Below are 23,077 nucleotides of genomic sequence, written 5' to 3' on the forward strand. Positions count from 1 at the left end.
CGACGGAGGCTGATTCTGTCTGTCGTCTGAATCCATTTCGACTATCGGACTAGTGATTCGGATGGCTCTGTTGCAATCTGAGTCTTCGTCGCCGGAGTCTCCTGGTGTTGCAGTGCGTCTGCCAGAATTGTCTGAATCCACTGTTCATCAGCTTTGCGAGCCGAACACCAGGTCAGATGTGGCACGGCCTCTTTGAAGTTGCCGTTGCGGTAGAGCCAGAGTCCAAATGTCTGACGAGCTGCATAATGCTCCGGGGAAGCGATCACCGCTTCGTTCGCACTGTGGTACGCATTCTTCGAGTCTCCGAGTTCGGCAAAGCACTCATGTGCCAGGATCCACTGATCAGCCGCTTCATCGCCTCTCATGACAATCGCACGTTTGATAGATGAGCGTCCCAGATTCTCAAGAACCAGCTGATACCCCACCGAATCTTCGGAAGATTGATACGCTGTTCGCAGTTGCTGCAGTGCGGCATGATCTGGATCGAAATGATCGATGAAGAAACGGGCAGGTACATAGTCTGCAAGGACGTCGATCAATTGGGTTCGGTAATCAGGGTCAAAGCGGAAGGCATTCTGCCAATGGATTGCGGCGTCGCGTTGGGCTCCTTCCAGCCAAAGGATGCGTCCCATTGCGAAATGGGCTCGAGCATTTCCCGGGCGGACAGCGACAGCTTGTTCTACGAGGTTCCGTTCTGTCGATTCGTTTCCGTCTTGCAACCAGACGAGTTCGGCCAGCTCCAGATAGGGACGAGGCTGGAGTGGGCACGCTGCGAGGGAATTCTGGAAGTGTTGAATCGCGTTTTCAAGAAGCTTTCGTTCTTCTCCCAGTACACCAGGTCGATTCAGCCATGTGTTGACGTCTTCAGGGGAGTCAAACAGGGTTCGGGCAGCATCGCGGATTTGCGAAAGTGGCATCTGGTGATTTCTCGCAGCCTGTTTCAGAGTGAACTGTTTCAGGCAGGCAAGGCCGGCGTGTAACTGCACGTGATGAGATCGTGGGTTGGCCTCAGCGGCTTCCAAGACAAGCGAAATCCGTCGGTTCAGTACATCCAGAGATTCCGTTGGGTTCGCTTCTTCCTGATCCTGTTGGGCCAGTGTGAGGCGGAGGTATTCGTTCCATGCAGGTCCAGCGACCAGTTCCGGGATCTTTTCAACGACCATCCAGCGACCAAGCAGGACGACAAGCGGAATTGTGGCAAGCCAGCCCAGCCGGATGCTTCCCCAGTTTCGTTCTGGGACAAATCGGGACTGGCGGTCGTTTTCAAAGAATCGCATCAAGCTGATTCGCCAAGCTGCGACCCCATACAGCAGAACGGTGTTTACGCATGCAGGTACATACCAGACCGAATCGGCAATCGATTGGACGAGGCTCATGATCAGGCCACTGGTGACAACGGTGATGAGACCGGCGGCTTTGGGGGAAACGGAGTTCCAGAGTCCTTGCGCACACCAAAGGAGTGATGTCAGCCAGAGCAGAATGACGAGCCCGAGACCCGTCAGGCCTGTTTCGATGGCGATTTGAAGGTAACCATTCGACGTTTCGGTTTGACTGCGCATCAAAAGTCGTGAGTGATACCACAGACCAAAGACTTCCCGATGGCTTCCGAGGCCAGTCCCTGCCAATGGAAAATCTTTAATTCCTGCCAGACTTGCATCCCAGGGATCATTCTTTACTGGCGTCAGTTTTGCGGTCTCGCTGAATGGAACGGGCTCTGAAGTTGCGGCCAGTCCCTTGTCTGCGTGATGCGTAAATAGAGGCGTCAGCAGAATTGCAAACGCGGTCAAAGCCAGTCCGATCCCGGCATGCTTGATCGGCATCAGGTTTTTATGCCAGAGAATCGAGAGCGTCAGGGTGACTCCCAGAGCACCTGACAAAACTCCTGTCCAAGATTGGGACATGAGAATCGCCAGAGTGGTGAAGAGCAGGTTGGCACTCCAGAACAGGATCAGAACGGTTTCGTGATTTTTGCCAAACCGGGAACACGATTGGCGAACCGGAATGAGCAGAAACTGAGCACGATCTGACATGCGTGTCATCAGCATCAGAACCTGTGCCGGCAGGCTCAGGGCAAGGAAGTTGGCGAAGATGTTCGGGTTTACGAAAGATCCCTTGGCGGCCCCGAGTGTTGAAGTCATCGGGTGATCATAGAACCAAAAGAATTTGCCGTTTCCAAACAGATATTGAATGACCCCAAACAGCGACATCGCTCCGCCACCGACTGCGACGATGCGGATAAAAGCAAAGACGTCGTTAATGGTTCTCAGTCGCTGCACCATCACGAAGAAGACTTCCAGTGACGCAACGACAACAACCAGATCACTCCATGTATTTGTAGGGGTGAAACTGATGCGATTCCACGTCCCGGAGAAAAGTGGAGAGCCGTCATGCCATTCTGTGAGAAGCTTGGGAACCATCGGCGACAATGCGCGAATGAGTTCTGGAGTCAGCTCCCGGCATTGAAGCAGAATCAGGCCCAACCCCAGCAGCATGATGGGTTCAAGTCCTGTGAATCGCCAACGACCATCACCGTGCCGGCATTGGTAAAGACACCATGCCAGCGTGGTTAACGTTGCGAGTCCGCAGAGCGCGAGTTGCCCAATCGCCTCCTGACCGCCCATGAGAAATGGAGCAACGGCCAGAATGGAGACCAGACCGAGATCGACAACTGTCAAAAGCCAAGGTTGCGACGCAGTTCGAGAAGCGTTTTTCGCATCTGAAATAGAGGGCAACTGAGACATAAGTGACGCTCCGGCGTAAAAATTGTGCCGGTCAGACCGGTTCAGTCTCTCTGGTGGCTACGAAACAATCGTTTCACATCATGAAACTTTGCTTCCGTGTGCCGGAGACCGCATGTTCAATTTTTATGCTCTAGACCAATATCATGACACGTATTCTTCCCGAGGACCAAATGCTCCTGAATGGAGTTCTGGTGCCTGTAGAAAGAGTGTGTTGCATTTTTGAATGAGGTGCCCCGGGGAGTGCTGGACTCTCCGGTCAACTTCAATCGAAAGGTATTTGATGTGAGAATTCGGAAAGGCGCGTGAATCTTTACCGGGTAACTCAAAATTGAGGAAGAGCAATTTGCCCGGCAACGCGGAACGCTCACTCACACTGGAAGAATGTGCAAGATGGTCCTGACAGGAAGGTCTGTTGAGACTGGGAGGGCTGGTGGATTCGTGGATGATGCAGAGCTTCTCAGTCGTCCCAGCAAGTGGATGACCCGCCAGCCTAACGTCAGAAAAGACGAGAACTTGCGTTTCTGCACTCTGCGTCGACAGCCTACGAGGAAGCGGAGGCTGTTTAGTGGGTATCGTCGATCGGCCCATAGCTGCGATCGAGTAGTTCAACAGGGTGCAGGACCGGGATGCCCTTATGGCTAGCGCTGCGGAGCATCGACTGCATCTGGAGCGTGCATCCGGCGTTTGCGCTGATCACTGCGGTCGCCTGCGTCTTCAGGATGTTGTTCACTTTTCTGTTACCGAGACGATCGGCCATCTCTGGTTCGGTGAGGTTATAAGTCCCTGCGGCCCCGCAACAGATTTCGGATTCCTCTAATGGAACCAGAGTCAGATCGGGAATCAACGACAATAAGTCCCGTGGCTGGGTCCGAATTTTCTGAGCATGGCAGAGATGGCAAGCATCGTGATATGTGACGACCTGAGGAATCGACTTCGTGGGGGCGATTGGTCCGAGTTGAACGAGGAACTCGCTGATATCCCGAAACTTCCCGGCGAGCGCGTTCATTCTCTGGATGAGGTCTGGTCGGTCAGGGCAGGCTTCTTCGGCCAGGTGCCCATAATCTTTTACCATCGCTCCGCATCCGGCGACGTTAATAATCACTGCATCAAGGTCTTCAATCTTGAAGGCCTGTTCGTTTGCCAATGCGAGCTCCAGAGCGGGTTGGCTCGCTCCGGTGTGGTAGTGAATCGCCCCGCAACATTTCTGTGATCGGGGAATGTGAACATCACAGCCGTTGCGTTGCAGCACGCGTGCAGTGGCCCAGTTGACGTGCGGAAACATGGCGTCGGCAACGCACCCGGTGAACAAGGCAACCGTTGCACGTTTTGGTCCGATTGCTGGAAGAAACTCCGGGAGTTCTTCTGGTCGAGCCTGCAACTGGGGTAACAGACGCTGCATGCGTTGCAGCCGTTGCGGAAGCAGACGATTCAGACCAGATGCTTCCATGAGTCGGTCGAGTCCGACTTTCTGCATCAATCGTGCTGGCCAGAGTGCCCAGCGGAGACGTTTGGCATATGGAAACATGCCGTGCAGGATGATCGAGCGGAACCAGTCGAATGGAACCGGTTTTCCAGCTTCCGGGGTGTTCATCGCAACACGAAACGGTTCGATCAGGCGACCGTATTGGACACCGGATGGACAAGCCGTTTCGCAGCTGCGGCAATCGAGACACAAATCCAGATGTTTCGTCACTTCCGGGGTGAGATCGATTCGCCCGTCTGTGACCGCCCGCATCAGATAGATGCGTCCACGAGGACTGCTATTTTCGTTCCCCGTTTCGAGATACGTCGGGCAGGCAGCTGTGCATAGTCCGCAATGGATGCAGTCCAGAAAACGTTCGTAGGGAATATTCGCTGAGACACCGGTGTGGGTTGGCGTTGCGGCTGACTGCTGGGAGGAGGTCTCGATCATCGGTCGCTGAACATTCGCTACAGGGTGTCGATGCGGTCAGAGCAGAGAGTCGACCGACGACAGAGATCCGGGGAAAACAGATAGTCTACATGTGCAACACCGACGGACTCAATTGAACTGATTGATCAAGTCGAAATTGATGAGACTTTGATGCAATGTGAGTCAATAAGGTGTGATCTCAATATTATATCTGTGACCAGTCTGTATTGATATCAGTTCGGGAGCTGTTCGAGTGCGGCTCGACGGTCAAAAATCTGGTTCACTGTGTTTTTGATGGAATTACTCATCCCGTCCAGATCGAGATCGTTCTCATCAACGCCAAAGGGGTCTTCGATCTGCTCTGCAACGAGTTCGAGTCCCAGCATGAAATAAGTGGAAATCGCAGTGAGTGGGATTGTCCACCAGTGAAATTCGTTGACGATGCCCCACGGAAACGTCAGCAACGAGAGACCAATACACTGTCGGGCAAAAACACGATAAGTCCCGACAAATGGCGTGTTGCGAATCCGCTCGCTTCCTCCACAGACGTTCAGGAGACCAGTCGCATCTGTCTCGAAGATGCGGAGTTCATCACCGTCGATTTTTCCTGCCTTTTTCCATTTTCCCATCAGAATGTAGAGACGTTCTGCGATCTCGACCGGTGCATGGGCGACGGACTCGAGATCAGGAAACATCTGATCGACTTTGTTCTCTTCGCCAGATGAATCACGGGAATGAGTTGTGGCGCGTTCACGTGGTAATTTCTGACGCAGGTGTTTCGTCAGGACTTGAGGAAATTGAATCAGCAGGCTTCTGGCAGACTCACGATCCTGCGATGAGAGCGTGCCGAATGCATTGATTTTTGCCGCAAGACCACGGGAATCGTTATTCAGGCGACCCCAAAGCGTTCTGGCTTCCCACCACCGAGCGTAGGCAGCATTCGTACGAAAGACGAGGAGTGCGCCCAGGATGAGTGCAAACACCGCATGAAGATTCGCCGGCTGATCGCCCAGCTTGTGGTATTGAGAGAATTCTTTTGTGATCGGCAACAGTGCATAAACAGCAGAAATACCGGCGTAAATGCCTGCTTTTCGCAAAGTGCTTCTGTATCTGAAGGGGGAGAGTGAGTTGCCCTTGGTTGAATCGGCTTTCGATGGCACAGACAGAGTCATGTCTCCCGGATGAATTTCATCTGAATCAGTTCGCCGTCGTTTGGCCTGAACCGAGTCTTCAAACATACGACATATTCGACCAGATGCCGTGATCACGTGGTTGATTTTGAACCACAAACCAAACTGACTGTAGGATCTGGAACGGTGTTGCCGACGGATTTTTCAATTCGACCATTTGTAGGGCGATGTCTGTGCGGTGGACGTCGTTACCGTTCATTCGCGCCTGGAACATCCCAACCTGACCGGTGTCAAAAATCCTCTTGAACTGTATGACTGTCATCAGTTTGGAGCGATCACCATTGCCGTGAATTCGATTGTTCTGTATGACTCCGGGGAGCGTAGTTTTTAGAGGCTGATGAAAGAGTAATCGTCGGCGATTTCGTCTTTTGCCAAGATTGACGGCGGCCTGTGGAAAAGCATTCGATACTCATCGCACTCGCGTCCCTGATTGTGTTCGGGACCGGTGCGCAATGGCTGGCATGGAAGCTGCGACTGCCTTCGATTCTGCTGTTACTCGGGTGTGGCTTTCTTGCCGGACCTGTGCTTGGAATCGTCGAGCCCGACAAGATGTTCGGTGATCTTCTGTTTCCATTCATTTCACTTTGTGTGGCAGTCATTCTTTTTGAAGGAAGTCTCTCCCTTTACTACTCAGAGTTAAAGGAGATGGGAGCGGTTCTTCTCTGGTTCCTGACAGGCGGAATGCTGGTGACGTGGTGTCTGTCGACGTTGGGCGCACACTACATTCTCAATATGCAGTGGCTCCCGTCGACGTTGCTCGGAGCGATTCTTGTCGTGACGGGGCCGACCGTCATTGGCCCCATTTTGCGACAGATTCGCCCCATTGGACCGGTTGGCCCGATCGCACGGTGGGAAGGGATCGTGATTGACCCGGTGGGCGCGATCCTTGCCGTGCTCGTTTACGATGCCTATTCCTCATCGGTCAGTGCCGGATCGAACGCCAGTTACCTGGTTGTCGCGCAGGGGCTGATTGTCTCTCTGGTTGCCGGAATCTCCTGCGGGGTGGCGGCGGCAACGATCGTTGTGCGTTTGATTCGTTCTCATTCCTTGCCGGATCATCTGGAGAGTCTGGTCACGCTGCTGTTTGTGGTGCTGTCATTTACCGTCTCGAACCTCATTCACCGCGAATCTGGCCTGATCGCGGTGACTCTGATGGGCGTGTTGATGGCAAACTCTGGTGTCTCCCTGAAGCATGTAGGGGAGTTCAAAGAGAGTCTGAGTCTGCTGCTGATATCCGGGTTGTTCATCCTGCTTGCGGCACGCGTGCAGCCGGAGTCATTTACTGTTCTGGGCTGGAATGGAATCGCTTTCATTGCGTTCATGATACTGGTTGTTCGCCCGCTCTGTGTGCTGGTGTCGACCTGGACTTCGAACCTGAACTGGAAAGAGAAAGTCTTTCTGGCGTGGCTGGCACCGCGTGGAATTGTGGCTGCAGCGGTGGCTTCGATCTTTGCGATTGAGTTGGGCCCGGAAGATGGGGCAGGGCTCGTGCCTGCGATCTTTCTTGTGATCGTGGGAACTGTTGTCGTCTATGGACTGACGGCATATCCCCTGGCGTTAAGGCTGGGACTGGCCAGTCGTGACCCTCAAGGATTGTTAATTGTCGGGGCCCATCAAGGCGCTCAGGCGATTGCTCTGGCGGTGCAGGAGGCCGGGTTTCCGGTCCTGCTGGTCGATACAAACCATCGCAATATCCGTGAAGCGAAGATGGCGGGGTTGCAGACGGAAGAACTCAATATTCTTCAGGACGAAGCATCAGAGGGAATGGATCTTGGCGGGATTGGTCGGTTGCTGGCGATGACCTCAAATGATGAGGTCAATACGCTCGCCTCTATGAACTTTGCTGAGTTGTTTGGGCGGGCGAATGTCTTTCAACTGACTCCGTGGCGACAAGCGGAGAAGAATGAATCCTCGGCGCTTCACCTCCGTTCCCGTTATCTCTTTACTGCGGGGCTGACGTTTGAGCGGTTGCTGGAGCGAATCGAAAGTGGCGAGGAGGTCAAAATGACCAAGTTGTCGAAAGAGTATGATTTCGCCAAATTCAAAGAGACGACAGATGGAAAGGCGACCGTCCTGTTCCTCGTTGCTGGCAATCGCCTGACCATTCTGGATGCGGAAGGGCGAGTGGAGGCAAAGTCGGGGGATATGGTAATCTTCTTAAGTGGTCCGAATGGCGGTTAATGTCGCTTTGATTGATGATAGATCGCGGTTCGCGATGACGGGGCTTCTGCAGTAACAGTATGGATTGGTGTAACGATGCGACAAATTTGCTTCAGTCTTCTCGCCATGATGTTGCTGATGGTGGCAGGAAATCTGTCTTCGCTATCAGCTGCAGAGAAGCCCGGTGTCGTCGCCATTATTAATGGTAAGGTCGTGACTTCGGATTTGATGAACCTTGAGTTCTATCTGGGGCAATTGCCGGAGGACGCAGGTCCGGCAGATCGTAAGCGCATTCTGAATGTGCTGGCTGATCGCGAACTTGTTCGCCAGTTCCTGCAGAGCAAGAAAATTGAGCCAAATCCTGAGGTGCTGGACCGTGAAATGAAAGGTTTGGAAGCTTTCATCACTAAGCGGGAAGGAAACGTGGACGAGGTGCTCGCCAAGTTTCACCTCACGAAAGCGAGTGTTCGCGAGTTGCTGGCTGTGAATGCCGCGTGGGCAAATTACATGGATATGGTTGTCCGGCGAAATCATTTCCATCTGGAATGGGATTATCATCGTCAGGAGTTTGACGGCACCAGAGTGAAGGCGTCGCAGATTGTCTTCCATGTGAAGCCGGAAGCCAGCTCCGCCGAATGGGATGCTGCCGAAGCAAAAATGCAGCAGGTTCTCAGCGAGATCCGAGCTGAAAAACTGTCGTTTGCCGAGGCCGCAAGCAAGCATTCTCAGAGCCCATCTGCCAGAAACGGCGGCTCGATGGGAGAGTTCGAATATCATGGGCGAGTCGACCCGGCGATTGCCAAAGTGGCCTTTGAACTCATGCCGGGAGATATCAGCGTTCCATTCCGAACACGGTTCGGGGTTCATGTCGTGAAAGTCGATAGTCGTCTGGCCGGGACCTTCAGCATGGAAGATGCTCGCGGCGAGATGATGAAGAAGATCTCCCGGCAAACATGGTCCGATGTGGTCATGCAGGAACGGGAAAAAGCCACGATTCAGTTTCAGGAAAACTGAGCCCAGTTGTGACGGCGGTCTGCTCTCTTGATTGGAAGTGTTGTTGGGCGCGGAGTTGAGTTTCGCCTGATGAAACGCTCTTGACGTCGGGAAAGACCGCGACGTCCCTTCAAATTCCTCAATCCATACGACCTTGCAGGGCGTTGATTGAGGATTTGTTGCAGACGGACCTGCTTTGGCGGCTGAGTCCTGAAAATCGCAGAAAAGCAGAGCCTCCAGTATCCTCAAAATCACTTTCAGTGGACACAATTGTGATTTGCTCCCTGAGCAAGACGCCTTTGATGTCTTGTTACAAAGTGAGCCTTGGGCTGCGTGCTGTGTCATCCGTTTCGCCGTGTTGATCGAATGGAAGCACAATGCCCGGTAAACGAGGCGTTCCCCCGTCGAGAACGACTCGAATTTCATATTTACGATTTTGAATGCGTTATGCTTGATAACCTTCCAATTAAAACACTGACCCACAAAGATCTGACGATCGAAGGGTATTCACGTGCGGCAGTGCAGAGTTACTGGAGAATTCCAGAACTGAAAATTGGTTTTGACATGGGGGGAAGCCCCTGGTCGTTCATGGGGACTCAGACTTTCCTGATCACCCATGCCCATCTGGATCATATGGCAGCACTGCCGGCGTATGTCGCGCGACGCAAAATGATGAAGATGGAGCCGCCGACAATCTATGTGCCGGAAAGCGTTGCAGATTCAGTAGACAAAATGCTGCGGTCCTGGCAGAAGCTGGATCGGGGACGCATGTTATGCACCATTGTTCCCGCTGCTGATAACGGCGAATACGAGCTCTCACGCGAGCACGTTATTACGACTTTCCCGACGAAGCATACGGTTCCGTCAGTGGGATACATTGTCTGGGAACGGCGACGAAAGCTGAAACCGGAATACAGCCACCTGACGGGCGATCAGATTCGGGACTTACGATTCACTGGAATTGATGTCAGCGCTGAGTTCCGTATTCCTCTGGTCTGCTATACCGGGGATACCGCACCGGGTGGTCTGGACGTATGTGAAGCTGCGTACGAAGCCAAGATTCTGATTACCGAGATGACGTTCTTCCGTCCGGAACACCGGAAAGAGAAGATTCATAAATTTGGGCATATGCATCTTGATGATATCGTCGCCCGAGCTGAGCGATTCAAGAATGAACTGATCATTTTAGGTCACTTCAGCACTCGCTACCATGACGATCAGATTCGTAAGTCGGTTCTGAAGAAACTCCCGGAATCGATGCGGGATCGGGTCGAGCTGTGGCTGTAAATGAGAACGTCTCTGTGTTCCATTTTCACGATGGTCTCAGGGAACAATAATTATCGCCACGCATCAAAAATGACCGCCGAAGTCTGAACTGGATACAACATTCCCGTGTCCTGCACGGTGAAGCAAATTCATAAAGGGTTTTCATGAGCAATCGCATTTTCAACTTTTCAGCAGGCCCCGCCGTTCTGCCTGTCGAAGTCCTCGAAGAAGCCAAAGCGAACATGCTGAGTCTCGGCGACACCGGGATCGGCATCATGGAACACTCGCACCGCGGCAAGGCGTTCGTGGCGGTGCTGCATGAAGTGGAAGCAAACTGCCGTAAGCTTGCCAATATTTCCGACGATTACAGCATCATGTTCCTGCAGGGAGGGGCTTCCTCCCAGTTCTTCATGATCCCGGCCAACTTCCTCCAAGCAGATCAGACTGCCGATTATCTGGTGACAGGCGTTTGGGCGAAGAAAGCCGCTGAACAGGCCACGCGATACGGTAAGGTTCATGTTGCTGCCAGCAGCAAAGACCGCAATTTCTGCTACATCCCGAAGACCGCAAATTACTCTGCGTCTCCGGCGTATATTCACTATGCATCGAACAACACGATCTATGGAACTCAATGGGCCAGCGAGCCAGAAGTCCCTGCCGGTTCCACGCTGATCTGTGACGCCAGTAGCGATATCTTCAGCCGTCCACTGGAAATCTCCAAGTACGGCGTGATTTACGCTGGAGCCCAGAAGAATCTCGGGCCATCCGGGGTCACACTGGTCATCATGCGAAAAGATCTGGTTGAGAAAGCCAACAAAGATCTGCCAGAGATGCTGCAGTATCGTACGCACGCAGAGAATGAATCGTGCTACAACACGCCGCCGACCTTCGGCATCTACATTATGGGCCTCGTGTTCAAGTGGATCTTGAATCAAGGTGGTCTGCAGGCAGTGGAACAGGCCAACAAAGAGAAGGCAGCTGTCTTGTATCAGTACCTGGACCAGAGCAGTCTGTTCAAAGGCACTGCCGATGCTGACAGCCGCTCACTCATGAATATTCCGTTTGTGACCGGAAACGAAGAACTCGATTCCAAGTTCATCAGTGCTGCAACCAAGGCCGGCTTCGATGGTCTGAAAGGACACCGAAGTGTCGGCGGGATGCGAGCCAGCATCTACAACGCCTTCCCGAAAGCCGGGGTTGAAGAACTGGTGAAGTTCATGACAGACTTCGAAGCGCAGGCGTAACCTCGGTCCGTTAGTTTGCATAAAAAGAGAGCCCTCGATCCGGAAATTCTCTGGATCGAGGGCTCTTTGCATTCTGTGGATTACATGCCCCAGCATTCGAAGAGGAATGACTCTGCTGCTCGCAGTGCATTCTTCAGATTCTGTTCGTGGGCGCGATCGCTTCCTCGACCGACGTTGTAGCTGTGATCACCGTCCGGGACCCAGTGGAGTCGAATCGATTCTGAAAGCTTGTATTCTGCAACTTCGTCGCGATTTCCAAACGGATCCTGTTCTCCCTGAATGATCAACGTTGGAGTTGCGAGTGTTTCCAGATGTTCGACTTTCACTTTCTCGGGACGACCGCTGGGATGAAACGGATAGCCGAGACATAAGACACCGTTAACGCCGCATTCATCGGCAATCATGGTGGCCATGCGACCGCCCATTGCTTTTCCACCGATGATGATCCGCTCGTAGGGCAACTCTTTCAGCACCGTGCGCCAGGTGTCGAGAAGGACTTCCTCGCTATCTGGTGGTCGTCGACGCCCTTTCGTGGAACGCTCTGCCATATAGGGAAAGTCGAAACGAACAACACGTCGGCGATTGGCTGCGATCCCTTCCGCGAAATAGGACAGAAACGTGGAGTCAGAACTTTCGCCTGTTCCGTGAGTGAGGACGAGGCAGGTTTTGGCCTTCTTCGGTCCATCGATTTTGAAAGTTACTTTGCTCATAGAAACGTTGTATGAATACAGAGGTCGGCATATCGCCGTAAGATGATCAATGTTGCAGCAACTGCTGTGTCATGTCTGTGTCGTCGGGAAACCAGACTCTTTTCAGGACTTTGGAAGACCGGAAATGAATCGCTTCAGGAATGATTTGAATTCTTTGGAACGCACATGATCGTAGTTTGTGAACTCGATTGAGATGCGATCCGTTCCGTTTTTATGCGGTTGAATTTCTCTTTCCTGCCCCAGTGTGGCAATTTCTCCCAAAGCAATCATGCCTGCCGGGGGATAAAGGTTGAGGACAATGGTTTCTCGTCGTTTGGTTTGAAGGTCCGCGATCGTCGCTTTGGACCCATTGAATCGATATGGGACAGTCGTTTTGTTGGACCAATCCGGCGTCAGCTTTGAAAATGAATCATCGAGAACGGTGAAGAGTTCATCGAGGACTTCCGCTTTCCATGCAACTCGTTTGTTCGATGGAAACCCTTTTCGGGAAGTGTGCCATTTTCGGCCGAGGACCTTCCACGGCGAGAGATCTTCGATCGACTGCCCGGATTTTTCGACCTGACCGAGATAGCTAGCGGCTGCTTGTTTCAGGAACTCGCGGAACTCCGGCGTGTTGATTTCTTCCAGCCAGTGGACATCGATGACCACTTCCTGAAAGGCCCCCTTCTGCGGATTGATACGGACTCGATCGCTCCGGTTATAGATCGGGAGTTCATCAAGTTCGTTCACCGATTTCAGCTTGATACGTCGCTGAAGTTTCTCTTCCTCGAATGTTCCTTTCGGGACGCGGAAGTAGAAGCGGAGCAGCCATTCATCCCCGGTCAAGGCGTGCATGAACCAGCCGGTTCCCGCCTTCTTTTCGGCTGTGATCTCGACGCTGGCCTGATCGTTCCAGTTGACGGCCTTGAGTCCATCAACTTTGGCGAGCTGGTCGACAACATAGGCCAGCGCACTCCCTTCCCAGCGACACGGCTTCCCGTTTCGGGCGAGACGCTGTTCAGTATGCCATGCACGTCCGTCCGTCTGCCACGGGGCTGCGGTCTGTCGCCCCACTGCGGCAATGTCGAGGTCGCCTGACTTCTTCTTGGCTGCTTCGGCGACATCAAAGATGTCCAGTGCTTTCCGCTCGTCCTGTTCAAGAATGGGAGCGAGCAACTCACCGGTCCAGCTTCGCATCGGGTTTGCTGGTCGCGTCTTGTCTTTGGCTGCGGATTTCTTCTTGCTGACGCTGTCCTGATAATACCGGGACTGAGCGACGACATCTTCCGGTGTCCCAGTAGCGACAACATAACCGCCGCCGATCCCTGCTTCCGGGCCAACATCGACGAGCCAGTCAGCGGTTTTGATGACGTCCAGATTGTGTTCAATGACAACAGCCGTGTTTCCCTGTTCGACAAGGCTATTCAAGACTTTGAGGAGCTTGGAAATGTCGTCGAAGTGGAGACCCGTTGTCGGTTCATCAAGCAGGTAGAGCGTGCGCCCTGTGTTGGGCTTGGCAAGTTCAGCGGCAAGCTTCACACGTTGCGCTTCTCCGCCACTCAGTGTTGTCGCCGATTGTCCGAGTGTCAGGTAATCGAGACCAATCGCAGCGAGCGTCGCCAGTGGGGCGCGGATCTTCGGGATGTTGTCGAAAATCTCAAGGGCCTGGCTGATCGACATGTTGAGCACGTCAGCAATCGAGTGCCCTCGATATTTCACAGCGAGTGTTTCGAGGTTATATCGCTTTCCGTGACAGGTATCGCATTCCACCCAAACGTCCGGGAGGAAGTGCATCTCGATCTTCTTCTGACCGAGTCCTTCACACTCTTCGCAACGACCACCAGCGCGATTAAAGCTGAATCGTCCCGGCTTGTAACCACGGATTTTGGAGTCCGGTAACTTGCTGAACAGCTCGCGAATTGGGTCGAAGACCCCTGTGTAGGTCGCTGGGTTGGACGCGGGCGTTGCCCCTAATGGAGCCTGATCGACTGCGATGACACGACTGATCTGATTGACGCCTGACAACGTGTCGTACGGCCCAGGCGGCGGACCCTGACGATTCAAATGTCGGGCAACTGCTCGGGCGAGGGTGTCCTGAATCAGTGAGCTTTTCCCGGAACCTGACAGACCTGTGATGCAGGTGAGGGTGCCGAGTGGAATGCGGAGTGTGACGTCGCGGAGATTGTTCTGCCGGCAGCCGGTGATTTCTAACCAGTCTCCACCCGGCGGAACGTGATACAGCTCGCGAGCGAGTTCCGGATTCAGAACGGGACCGGCTTTTTCATCGAGCCGGGTCATGCGGCGATGCAGAGGAATGGGGATCGACTTTTCACCGGAAAGATAGGCGGCCGTCAGTGATCCCTGTGGCGATTTCATTAACGCCTTGGGGCTTCCTTCAGCGGTGATCGTTCCCCCAAACCGTCCTGAACCGGGGCCGAAGTCATAAATCCGGTCGGCGGCTTCCAACACTTCGCGGTCGTGTTCGACGAGGACGACGGTGTTTCCCAGATCTCGCAATTTTGTGAGCGCCTGCACGAGACGCCCGTTATCGCGGGGATGAAGTCCGATGGTCGGTTCATCGAGGACATACAGAACGCCCGTCAGCGCGCGTCCAATCTGGCCGGCGAGTCGAATGCGTTGGGATTCGCCCCCGGAAAGAGTCGGCATGCCACGATTCAGCGACAGGTAGTGCAACCCAACATCAATCAGGAAGGAGAGACGGTGAATCGCTTCGTTCAGCAGGTCGCCAGCGACTTTCGTCTGGTTCTCATCGAGCGTCAGTGATTTCAGGAACTCAAGGACTTCATTGAGTGGCAACCCGCACAGGGAAGGGAGTGTTTTTTCTTCGAGTCGGACGGCAGCGGCATCTTCTCGAACGCGATCGCCGTTGCAGACAGAGCAGGGACGCTCGCCCATCAGATCCTGAAGGGAGGTTCGATAGGAGTAGGAGACTCGCGATGCTTCCTCAATCGCCGGGTAGAGCCCTTTATATTGAATCGAGATAGGGCGTTTGTGATCTGGCAGTTTCACGCTGACCCAGCGTTCGCCGGTTCCTTGCAGAACCAGACGCTGGTGACGTGCCGGGAGCTGATACCACGGCAGGTCGAGATCGATTCCGAACTGCTCACCGAGGGCAGTCAGGATCGCCGCGAACATCGGGGAGCTGTCTGGGCGGGGCCACGCAGAGACGGCACCTTCGCGAAGGGAAATATTCGGATTGGCGATGATTGCCGACTGGTTGGTTCCCAGTTCCGTTCCCAAACCTTCACAGGCCGGGCACCATCCCAGCGGACTGTTGAAAGAAAAGTTCTGCGGTGTCAGTTCTTCAAAGCTGCGAGCCATTGTGGCAAGACTACTTTTGTGACAATGGGGAAGGATGGGTGCTGTCTGGCACTGAAAAGAGCTTTTGATCCTAGTGTAACAGAGTGTGAACAAGCGGACAGTCGTTCGTCAGGGGATTTCGCTCACAATGAAATGAAGAGGAACGGCGGATTTGCAGGCCGATTTGGGGGGATCCCCGGGGATCTTGCGAAGAAGGATTTCGGCAAACGGTGCCGGAGGAGCAGACGTTTTGAAGAAAATTTGAGATCCCGGCTCCAATTTACTCAAGTTTGGAATAGAACCAACCCCGGTCCAGAAATGGGTCGACCTCAGTATAGATCATCTCATGACCTCTCGATTACCTCTCGGCGTTCCTTTGAACTGGTGGCAGCGTGTTTTGCTGTGGATGTTCGGGGTCTGTCTGGTGGCGGGGTTTGGTCTGGCATGGTCCCTGAGCCCTGATTCACGAGGATTTGGGACTCATCAGCAGCTGGGATTTCCTCCTTGTACGTTCCGGTTTTTTCTAGGGATTCCCTGTCCAAGCTGTGGCGGTACAACGAGTTTTGCACATTTTGTTCGTGGGGAATGGATTGATTCCATTCGGGCGAACGTTGCGTGCTTTGTTTTGGCTTTGAGCTGTAGTTTGTTGGTCCCGTGGTCCTGGCTAAGTAGTTTTTATGGTCGGACGATCGGGATCGAGTCTCCTGCCTGGGGACTGATCTGGCTCATGGCAACAGTATGTGCCATTGCACTTTTGCAATGGGGCTGGTGGCTTCTCTCGATGAATTGAGTGGACCGCGAGTCGTGACGATTTCGACCTGAACTCAATGTCAGGCGAACGAAGCAGGATGCTTCGTAAATAGCGAAGGAACGCCAAATGCAGACCGGCTCTTCAAAATTGGGCCAGAAACTGAATTCGCGAGAGGCCTCGAAATCAATTCGGGGGTCTCGAGTGGTTCGTTTTCTCAATGTCCGACATTGGACTCGCACTGTCCTTTGCGGATTGCTGCTTGCCGGCATCGTTCTTAGCCAGCAAGGTTGCATCAACACCATGGTGATGGTGGGGAAAGTGTTGATGGGAGACCCGATGCAGAAGTCGGGTTTTGAAGTTGCATCCGGCGTTTCGCTGAAGAAATCCGAAAAGCGAATTCTGATTCACTGTACGGCACCGGCAACCGTGTCGGAGAACTACAACACACTGACATCCGATGTCGAAGTGGAACTGACACGCCGCATGCGTCGTCATGAATTGATTGTGGTGAACGGAGACAGTGCGAATAAGACGTTAGACCGCCTGGGAGGAACATTCGACCCACAGGCACTGGCACAAGATATTCAGGACATGGATTACATCTTCCACATTCGTGTGGAACGATTCAGTTATCGCGAGGACTCAAGTCCTAACTTTTACCGTGGAAATTCTTCCGGTCGGATTGTTGGGTACGAAGTGCGAGATGAAAACGGCAGTCGCCATGCGGTTCAGGTTTTCGATCAGCGATTTCAGGCGATCTATCCCACGACCTATCCGGTTGCTGTCGATCAGACACCTCAGAATGTCTTCATTCGCCGGTTCATCGACAACATTGCTGATGCACTCGGTGCGTCGTTCTACGACACGAATCGTAGCGATAACTACGCCAACTGACAGTATGCCAACTGACAGTATGCCAACTGACAGTACGCCGATCACCGCGTGTTACTGACAGCGACCGTCTTTAAATTTGATAAAGAACTTGATTTGGTCACAACAGAATTTGTTGTGTTTCAGACTTGAAAGACTCCTGGATTTGCCGCGTACCGGAGTCGTGTGCAAAGCCCATTCGGATGCTACATATGTTGACGAACCAAGCAACTCGATTCCGCGCCCTTGTCTTCCGATTCGGGGTCTGGTGTTCGTTGTGGATGACCTGTCTGGGAATGTCCGGCTGTGCCCAGTTCGTAATTCTTAGCTATCTGATTCACGGGCCACCTACGATTGAACCGGACTTCGATACTGAAACCGGAAAGTCGATGACCAAGCCGGGAACAACGGTTGCTGTCGTCTGCTTTGCTCCGAAAGAGTTGCAGTGGAAGTTTCCACAGATCGACCATCAGGTTGCAACGGCTGTCGCTTACAGGCTCGGGCAGAATCATATCACGATGATCCACCCGGACTATGTGAAAGCCTGGACCGATGCACATCCCGGCTGGGAGAAAGCATCGGAGATCGGCAAAGCGTTCAATGCAACCTATGTGGTTGAAATCGAGCTCGCGGAATTCTCACTGCATGAAGGAACGAGCACAACGCTCTATCGAGGGAACACCGAAGCCTATGTCCACGTTGTGGAGATGGATGCCGAAGGAGAAGGAGAAGGGGAGCGGATTTTCACAAAGGAAATCGATTTCGTCTTCCCGACTAAAGTGCCACGGCAGTCCTTTGATCAGTCTCTTAATGCGTTCCAGAAAGAATACTTGTCACGCCTGAGTGACAGAATTGGATACTTGTTCTATGAACGATTTTCAGGTGACATGATCTCCTGGGCCTCTTAAATAAACAAATTAAGATTGCTGTTGTGACATTGGCCGAGCCTTCCTTCAGTCCATCGTGATTGGAGGAAGGCTCGGCCTTTTTGTTTTTACTGATGCGTGCTGGAGTGATCTTCCGGTGCAGCGCTAGGCTTTGCTTCGGACCGGATTCGAGCTCGAATCGCCGGACAAAATCCTGGGATCTGCGTCCTTAATTCTTGGTCCGCTCTCTCGGATCGACGTGCTGAGCAGTCTGCGAAAGTCTCGGGGCAAGTCGTTTGCGACCTGAGTGACTTTGCAGGGTGATCCAAAGTGATCGACGAAGTGGAGAGAACCTGGAAGGATCTCTGCTGGCTTCGCTGGTCAGGTAAGCGGAGAAGTCTGGAGTTGATCAGTGTCGTCTCTTCGCCACACTCTCCGACTAATTGTGCTTAACTGGATGGAAAACTTGTTGACAATGTTGCTCATTCATGTAGCGTCATGTTTGAGTTGAATTCATGTTCAACTCATGCAGCGAATCATTCGCTGAATTAGCATTTCCCAATTGCATTCGCACAACAAACCGGGGGAGTGGACTTCGTCCACGAACTGTTCATGAACTCGGTGTCACGATAATTCCAATTGAATTCTGTCTCCTTTGAACTGTTGGTTATTTGTTTGGTGAGAAGGCGTTTCTCTTAACCAACTTTTTGATGCGATCGAGCATTCTCAATTCTCAACCGTTATTGCGTTCTCCATCGGCGGGCGAGAGTTTGTTTCGTTTGCAGTGTCGAAGACATTGAGATTGTGACTTCCTGATTCAACGTCGCGTTTAACGTGACTGCGTCAAATCCCTGCGCGCTTCAGGTGCTATCGAGCCACCAATCAGCTGGTGACGGTGGTCGTGTCGTTTCTTTGTGTTGCCGTATTCAAGCGACATTAATGTCCTGGAATGCGGACGATGCCATAGAGCAGGAAGAATGAATGAACCCTCTGGTGTTGCGAACGATTTTCCGGTCATTTGTGCTTCTGGCCGCTTTAATTCCATTCGGATGTGGGCGCGGAGATCGTCCACCACTTGGGCGCGTACATGGGGTCGTCACTCTTGATGGCAAACCGGTCGAGGGGCTGATCGTCATGTTTTCACCTGAGAGTGGTCGCCCTGCGGCAGCAACGACAGATTCGAAAGGAAACTACGCGCTTGAGTATTCATACGGCGTCAAAGGGGCAAAAGTTGGAAAATGTCGCGTGAATTTTGAATGGCCGACTGCATCTCCTGGTGTTCCGATTGACCCAAAGCATGGAGTGAAGTCCGAACTGGTCGCAGACGTTGTTGCCGGCTCAAACAAGTTCGATTGGGAAGTGAAAAGTGATCGGTCCAGACGCCCTGTGAAGCCGGTGGACTAACCGGAATGGGCTAAGTGGAAGCAGGCAAAGCACCTGAATCGGTGTTTAGCGTTTACTGATGAAGATCGAGATCAATGCCTTTTAATTGTTACCTGATTCGATATTCCAATGAAGTCGTGTTACGGAGTGGGGTGGGTCATGAAGTTGAACGCGAAGCGTGGTTTCACTCTCATTGAACTTCTCGTTGTGATTGCAATCATTGCGATTCTGATTGCTTTGTTGCTTCCAGCAGTGCAGCAGGCACGAGAAGCTGCGAGGAGAACGCAATGCAAAAACAATCTCAAGCAGATTGGTTTGGCAATGCACAACTATCACGACACCTTCAATACATTTCCACCGGGGTACATTGCGAGAATCCCTGGCCAGCAGGACTCTCGCGAGCGTGGACTGTATGGATGGGGAGCCTTCATCCTTCCGAATATTGATCAGGGAAGCCTGTTCGCAAGACTTCAGGTAGGAAACATTCCACTTGAGAACGCTGCAGGTGATGCAACACTGCTGGCCCTGCTGCAAACGCCGCTTCCTGCGTTCCGGTGTCCTTCCGACGTTGGGCAAGCTTTGAACAACTTTGACGATGCGGCCTATACCCCGGATTCAACAGGGAACAACTATTACAACCGCAATATTACTTCGAACGGAACAGACCGTATTGCGATTGCGATGTCCAATTATGTCGCGGTGGCAGGGACTTCGGACAGCACAACTCCTCCGGTTGTCACGGTACCGGCTTATGGAAGTTGTCACGGTCAATTCTTCCAGAACTCACGAATCAACTTCCGCGACATCACAGATGGGACCAGTAACACATTGATGGTGGGAGAGCGTGCGTGGAAGTATGGGAATCTGACAGTCGGAGCAGCCAATGCTCTCGGGTTCAGTGCTGATACGCCTGCTGCAGGGGCTTCATGGAGCGTGAAGTCCGGCCAATTGGCAGTGATCGGGTTGATCTATAATGGAATTAACTGGACAGCCACGGATCGCCAGCATCAAGGTCGCGGCTTCAGCAGCCAGCACGCTGGAGGAGCCCATTTCGTGATGTGTGACGGAGCGGTCCGGTTCATCAGTGAGAACATTGACTACCGAAAGGAGTCAGTGGGACTCGGCTGGCCCAACTATGTGACCTCCACTCTCGCTCGGATTGCTTGTCGGGACGACGGTCAGGTCGTCGGTGACTTTTAGAGCATTCGCGAAATCGACATCGAACTGGAATTCGTAACTACCTGATCTGATGAATTGGCTCAGACCAGATTATTGAATCAGGTAGTTTCACTTCTTTATGTCGTCAGCGTGTATGAATTGAACAGCGTCATGGTGAGAAAATTCACCAGTGCGGTTCAGTTTCTGACGATTGACCAGTTAGCAGGTGGATTCGTCGTGACTGAAGGAATTTTGTTCAGGTTGCAGGCGAGACATGCCCCTCTGTTCTGTTTAGGATGAATGTGTAAGTCGGCGTTGATCAGAACACATTCAAGAGGGTGAGTAAATGTGCAGGCGACAAGGACAGCGGAGTCACTTTGTGCGTCGAATCGCAGGAACGTTCGCGTTGCTGTTCCCGTGCTTTCTGATGAGTGAGTCTCCGGTAGCAGCCGCAGATGTTCAAGGTCTGGCAGCCTATCTTCCAAACGACATTAATGCGGTTTCAGTCGTCCGTGTTGATGAAATGCTCAAGTCTCCCAGAGCGATTCGCGAGGGATGGGAGGGATCATCCGACGTCAGTTTCATTAATGGAACCGGCGGAATTCCCTCCTGGGTCGACACGCTTGTCGTTGGCTTTTTCGTTCGTACTGCATCTGCAGAAGAAGTCTGGGCGACTGGTGTGGCTGGCACTTCAAAAGATGTCACTCTGGAATCGTTGGCCAAATCAACGAATTCTCCAATCGTGCAGATTGCGGGCACTCCCTCAATCAGTGGGCATGGCAATTCTCTGGTGCTGAAGCTCGCTCCAGGTGTTCTGGGCGTTCGTCGCCCTGCCGTTCGACAAGAAGCGGTCCGTTGGATTCAGGACATTTCGGAGAAGCGAACAGGAATTCAGTCTGCTTTTCTAAAGGAAGCAATCACAGAGTCTGGGCATATTATCTTTGCAATCAATCTTGAGCATGCGTTTGATCGAGATCATGTGCTATCGCACCTTCAAACCGGAATTGGTTCCAGACTGGCCACTACTCAGAAAGAGCGAGTTGCGGCGCTGATTGCCGGGTTAAAGGATATCACGCTCTCAATTACGATTGACGAAGTGACATCGGTTCAGGTTTTATTCGAGTTCTCGGATGAAGTCGGAGACTATGCCAACGTTGTGAAAGACATCTTTGGCGAGGTTCTCAATTATCAGGGAGCTGCTATTGAAGACTTTGAGAATGGTGTGATGTTCCCGAACGGGAAGTACGCGACATTGAAAACCACTTTCAGCGATGACAGTCTGAGTCGTGTGATGTCGATGATTACGACCTCTCCGTCTTATTCGAATCCATCTGGATTGGTCGCCAAGGCCGGGACACCTGCATCCTCCAATGGGCTGGAGGAATCCCGAAGGTACTATCAGGCGATCGACAAAATGCTGACTGATCTCGAACGGTCAGGGCGTCGATCGAATAATGCGTCGAGAACTGCGATGTGGCATGAGAGCTATGCTCGCAAGATCGATGACTTGCCGATTCAGAATGTGGACCCTGCACTGATTGAGTTTGGTGCCAGAACAGCCTCCAAACTTCGAGCATTGAGTCGGTCACTTCAGGGGCAGGTGCTGGCGATCAACGCCGAGCAGGGAACCTTGACGTATGATGCCCAATTCAATCCCGGTTGGGCTTCCGTCAATTTCTGGGGCGGTGTTGGGTTTAGCGATTCGAGCTATCGGATTCAGAGTAACCTTCAGCAGGTTCGTGAACGCCAGGCTGCGGCGATACGTCAGGGGAGTGAACAGCGGATTGAAATCTGGGGAATGCTGACCGACGATCGGGCGAAAATTCTCCGTGAAATGCAGCAGAAGTACGGGCCTGATTTCTTAAAGCCCGCTCCACGATCCCGCTGAGGTCATCGGGAGTGCTGCACCTGATTGCAAAGAACTGATGGGGGAGTCACAGCGTTGTGATTCCCCCATTTTTAATTGTGTTTGCACCCATTATCAGGATTCGATCTCAGGCCGGTCCGGTCTAAATCATTGCCGCGAATGCGCAAAGCAGGAAAACCCAAGCGAGTCCCAGACCGAACCAGAAGATTGTGCAGTAGGTGATTAACGCTCGAATCGGCTCGATGTCCGATTCAACTGTTGACCATGCGGCGGCGAAGCTGAGTAACAACAGAACGGCGATACAGCTCAGGCTATGAGCCGATGAAAGAATGATCGCGACATAGATCAAGTGATTCTCTGCTGTCGCAGGTTCGATTGTCAGATTCCAGATCCCGTATTGTTGAATCCCTTGGAAAAGGACGCCGACTGCAAGTGTCAGCAGGATTCGGCCTGTCAACTTTTCGCGAGAATCAGTGATCCTTGCCAGACCCATTCCCGCAGCGGTGCCGATCATAAACAGGCTGCTGATAAAAAAGGCGATCGGGCAGGACGAGTACCCTGTGGGAGCAGGTGGTCCAAGAACGAAAATGACCGCTGCGCGGAACGCCAGAATCAGGCTGATCAGAACGACAACGGCAACGCAGGATCGAATGATGAGCTGATTGTTTCTCATGGATGAACAAAATC

The 23,077-nt window shown here is 52.7% G+C and carries 15 protein-coding genes and 1 pseudogene; 10 read left to right on the forward strand and 6 right to left on the reverse strand.

Features of this window, described 5'->3' with window-relative positions:
- Positions 1 to 41 precede the first annotated feature (41 nt).
- The 3 genes from SH527x_RS19205 to SH527x_RS19215 form a co-directional block, all read right to left on the reverse strand.
- Complete coding sequence (locus tag SH527x_RS19205) at positions 42 to 2,741, reverse strand: O-antigen ligase family protein (RefSeq protein ID WP_437192309.1); 2,700 nt, start codon at positions 2,739 to 2,741, stop codon at positions 42 to 44.
- 562 nt (positions 2,742 to 3,303) lie between these two features.
- Positions 3,304 to 4,653 (reverse strand): (Fe-S)-binding protein, encoded by a 1,350-nt coding sequence (locus tag SH527x_RS19210; RefSeq protein WP_437192310.1) that lies wholly within the window; start codon positions 4,651 to 4,653, stop codon positions 3,304 to 3,306.
- Positions 4,654 to 4,865: 212 nt separating this feature from the next.
- A complete protein-coding gene (locus tag SH527x_RS19215; RefSeq protein ID WP_437192311.1) occupies positions 4,866 to 5,870 on the reverse strand; it encodes a bestrophin family protein in 1,005 nt (334 codons plus the stop codon).
- 342 nt (positions 5,871 to 6,212) lie between these two features.
- On the opposite strand from SH527x_RS19215, the gene SH527x_RS19220 reads away from it, so the two are divergent.
- The 4 genes from SH527x_RS19220 (at position 6,213) to serC (ending at position 11,485) form a co-directional block, all read left to right on the forward strand.
- Positions 6,213 to 8,003, forward strand: a complete 1,791-nt coding sequence (locus SH527x_RS19220) for a cation:proton antiporter (protein WP_437192312.1) — start codon at positions 6,213 to 6,215, stop codon at positions 8,001 to 8,003.
- Between the two features lie 75 nt (positions 8,004 to 8,078).
- A complete protein-coding gene (locus tag SH527x_RS19225) occupies positions 8,079 to 8,996 on the forward strand; it encodes a foldase protein PrsA (protein ID WP_437192313.1) in 918 nt (305 codons plus the stop codon).
- A 426-nt stretch (positions 8,997 to 9,422) separates the two neighbouring features.
- Positions 9,423 to 10,262, forward strand: a complete 840-nt coding sequence (locus SH527x_RS19230; RefSeq protein ID WP_437192314.1) for an MBL fold metallo-hydrolase — start codon at positions 9,423 to 9,425, stop codon at positions 10,260 to 10,262.
- Positions 10,263 to 10,405: 143 nt separating this feature from the next.
- A complete protein-coding gene (gene serC, locus SH527x_RS19235; RefSeq protein ID WP_437192315.1) occupies positions 10,406 to 11,485 on the forward strand; it encodes a 3-phosphoserine/phosphohydroxythreonine transaminase in 1,080 nt (359 codons plus the stop codon).
- Positions 11,486 to 11,565: 80 nt separating this feature from the next.
- Here serC and SH527x_RS19240 read toward each other — a convergent pair whose 3' ends face one another.
- Positions 11,566 to 12,195, reverse strand: a complete 630-nt coding sequence (locus SH527x_RS19240) for an alpha/beta family hydrolase (RefSeq protein ID WP_437192316.1) — start codon at positions 12,193 to 12,195, stop codon at positions 11,566 to 11,568.
- Between the two features lie 102 nt (positions 12,196 to 12,297).
- Positions 12,298 to 15,507: pseudogene (locus SH527x_RS19245) on the reverse strand (excinuclease ABC subunit UvrA); the annotation flags it as partial.
- A 394-nt stretch (positions 15,508 to 15,901) separates the two neighbouring features.
- Between SH527x_RS19245 and SH527x_RS19250 the strand changes: the two are divergent.
- From SH527x_RS19250 to SH527x_RS19275, 6 genes are all read left to right on the forward strand, one after another.
- A complete protein-coding gene (locus SH527x_RS19250) occupies positions 15,902 to 16,285 on the forward strand; it encodes a DUF2752 domain-containing protein (RefSeq protein ID WP_437194653.1) in 384 nt (127 codons plus the stop codon).
- A gap of 162 nt (positions 16,286 to 16,447) precedes the next feature.
- On the forward strand, positions 16,448 to 17,140 hold the full coding sequence (locus tag SH527x_RS19255; RefSeq protein ID WP_437192317.1) for a hypothetical protein: 693 nt from the start codon (positions 16,448 to 16,450) through the stop codon (positions 17,138 to 17,140).
- A 188-nt stretch (positions 17,141 to 17,328) separates the two neighbouring features.
- Entirely contained in the window at positions 17,329 to 18,024 is a 696-nt protein-coding gene (locus SH527x_RS19260) for a hypothetical protein (protein ID WP_437192318.1), read from the forward strand.
- A gap of 939 nt (positions 18,025 to 18,963) precedes the next feature.
- Positions 18,964 to 19,386 carry a hypothetical protein gene (locus SH527x_RS19265; RefSeq protein ID WP_437192319.1) on the forward strand — a complete coding sequence of 141 codons (423 nt, stop codon included), beginning with the start codon at positions 18,964 to 18,966 and terminating at the stop codon, positions 19,384 to 19,386.
- 138 nt (positions 19,387 to 19,524) lie between these two features.
- Positions 19,525 to 20,565 carry a DUF1559 domain-containing protein gene (locus tag SH527x_RS19270; RefSeq protein WP_437192320.1) on the forward strand — a complete coding sequence of 347 codons (1,041 nt, stop codon included), beginning with the start codon at positions 19,525 to 19,527 and terminating at the stop codon, positions 20,563 to 20,565.
- Between the two features lie 337 nt (positions 20,566 to 20,902).
- Positions 20,903 to 22,411 (forward strand): hypothetical protein, encoded by a 1,509-nt coding sequence (locus tag SH527x_RS19275; protein ID WP_437192321.1) that lies wholly within the window; start codon positions 20,903 to 20,905, stop codon positions 22,409 to 22,411.
- A gap of 121 nt (positions 22,412 to 22,532) precedes the next feature.
- Here SH527x_RS19275 and SH527x_RS19280 read toward each other — a convergent pair whose 3' ends face one another.
- Positions 22,533 to 23,063 (reverse strand): hypothetical protein, encoded by a 531-nt coding sequence (locus tag SH527x_RS19280; protein WP_437192322.1) that lies wholly within the window; start codon positions 23,061 to 23,063, stop codon positions 22,533 to 22,535.
- Positions 23,064 to 23,077 lie beyond the last annotated feature (14 nt).

This window comes from Planctomicrobium limosum (assembly GCF_051465645.1).
Lineage (GTDB): Bacteria > Planctomycetota > Planctomycetia > Planctomycetales > Planctomycetaceae > Planctomicrobium.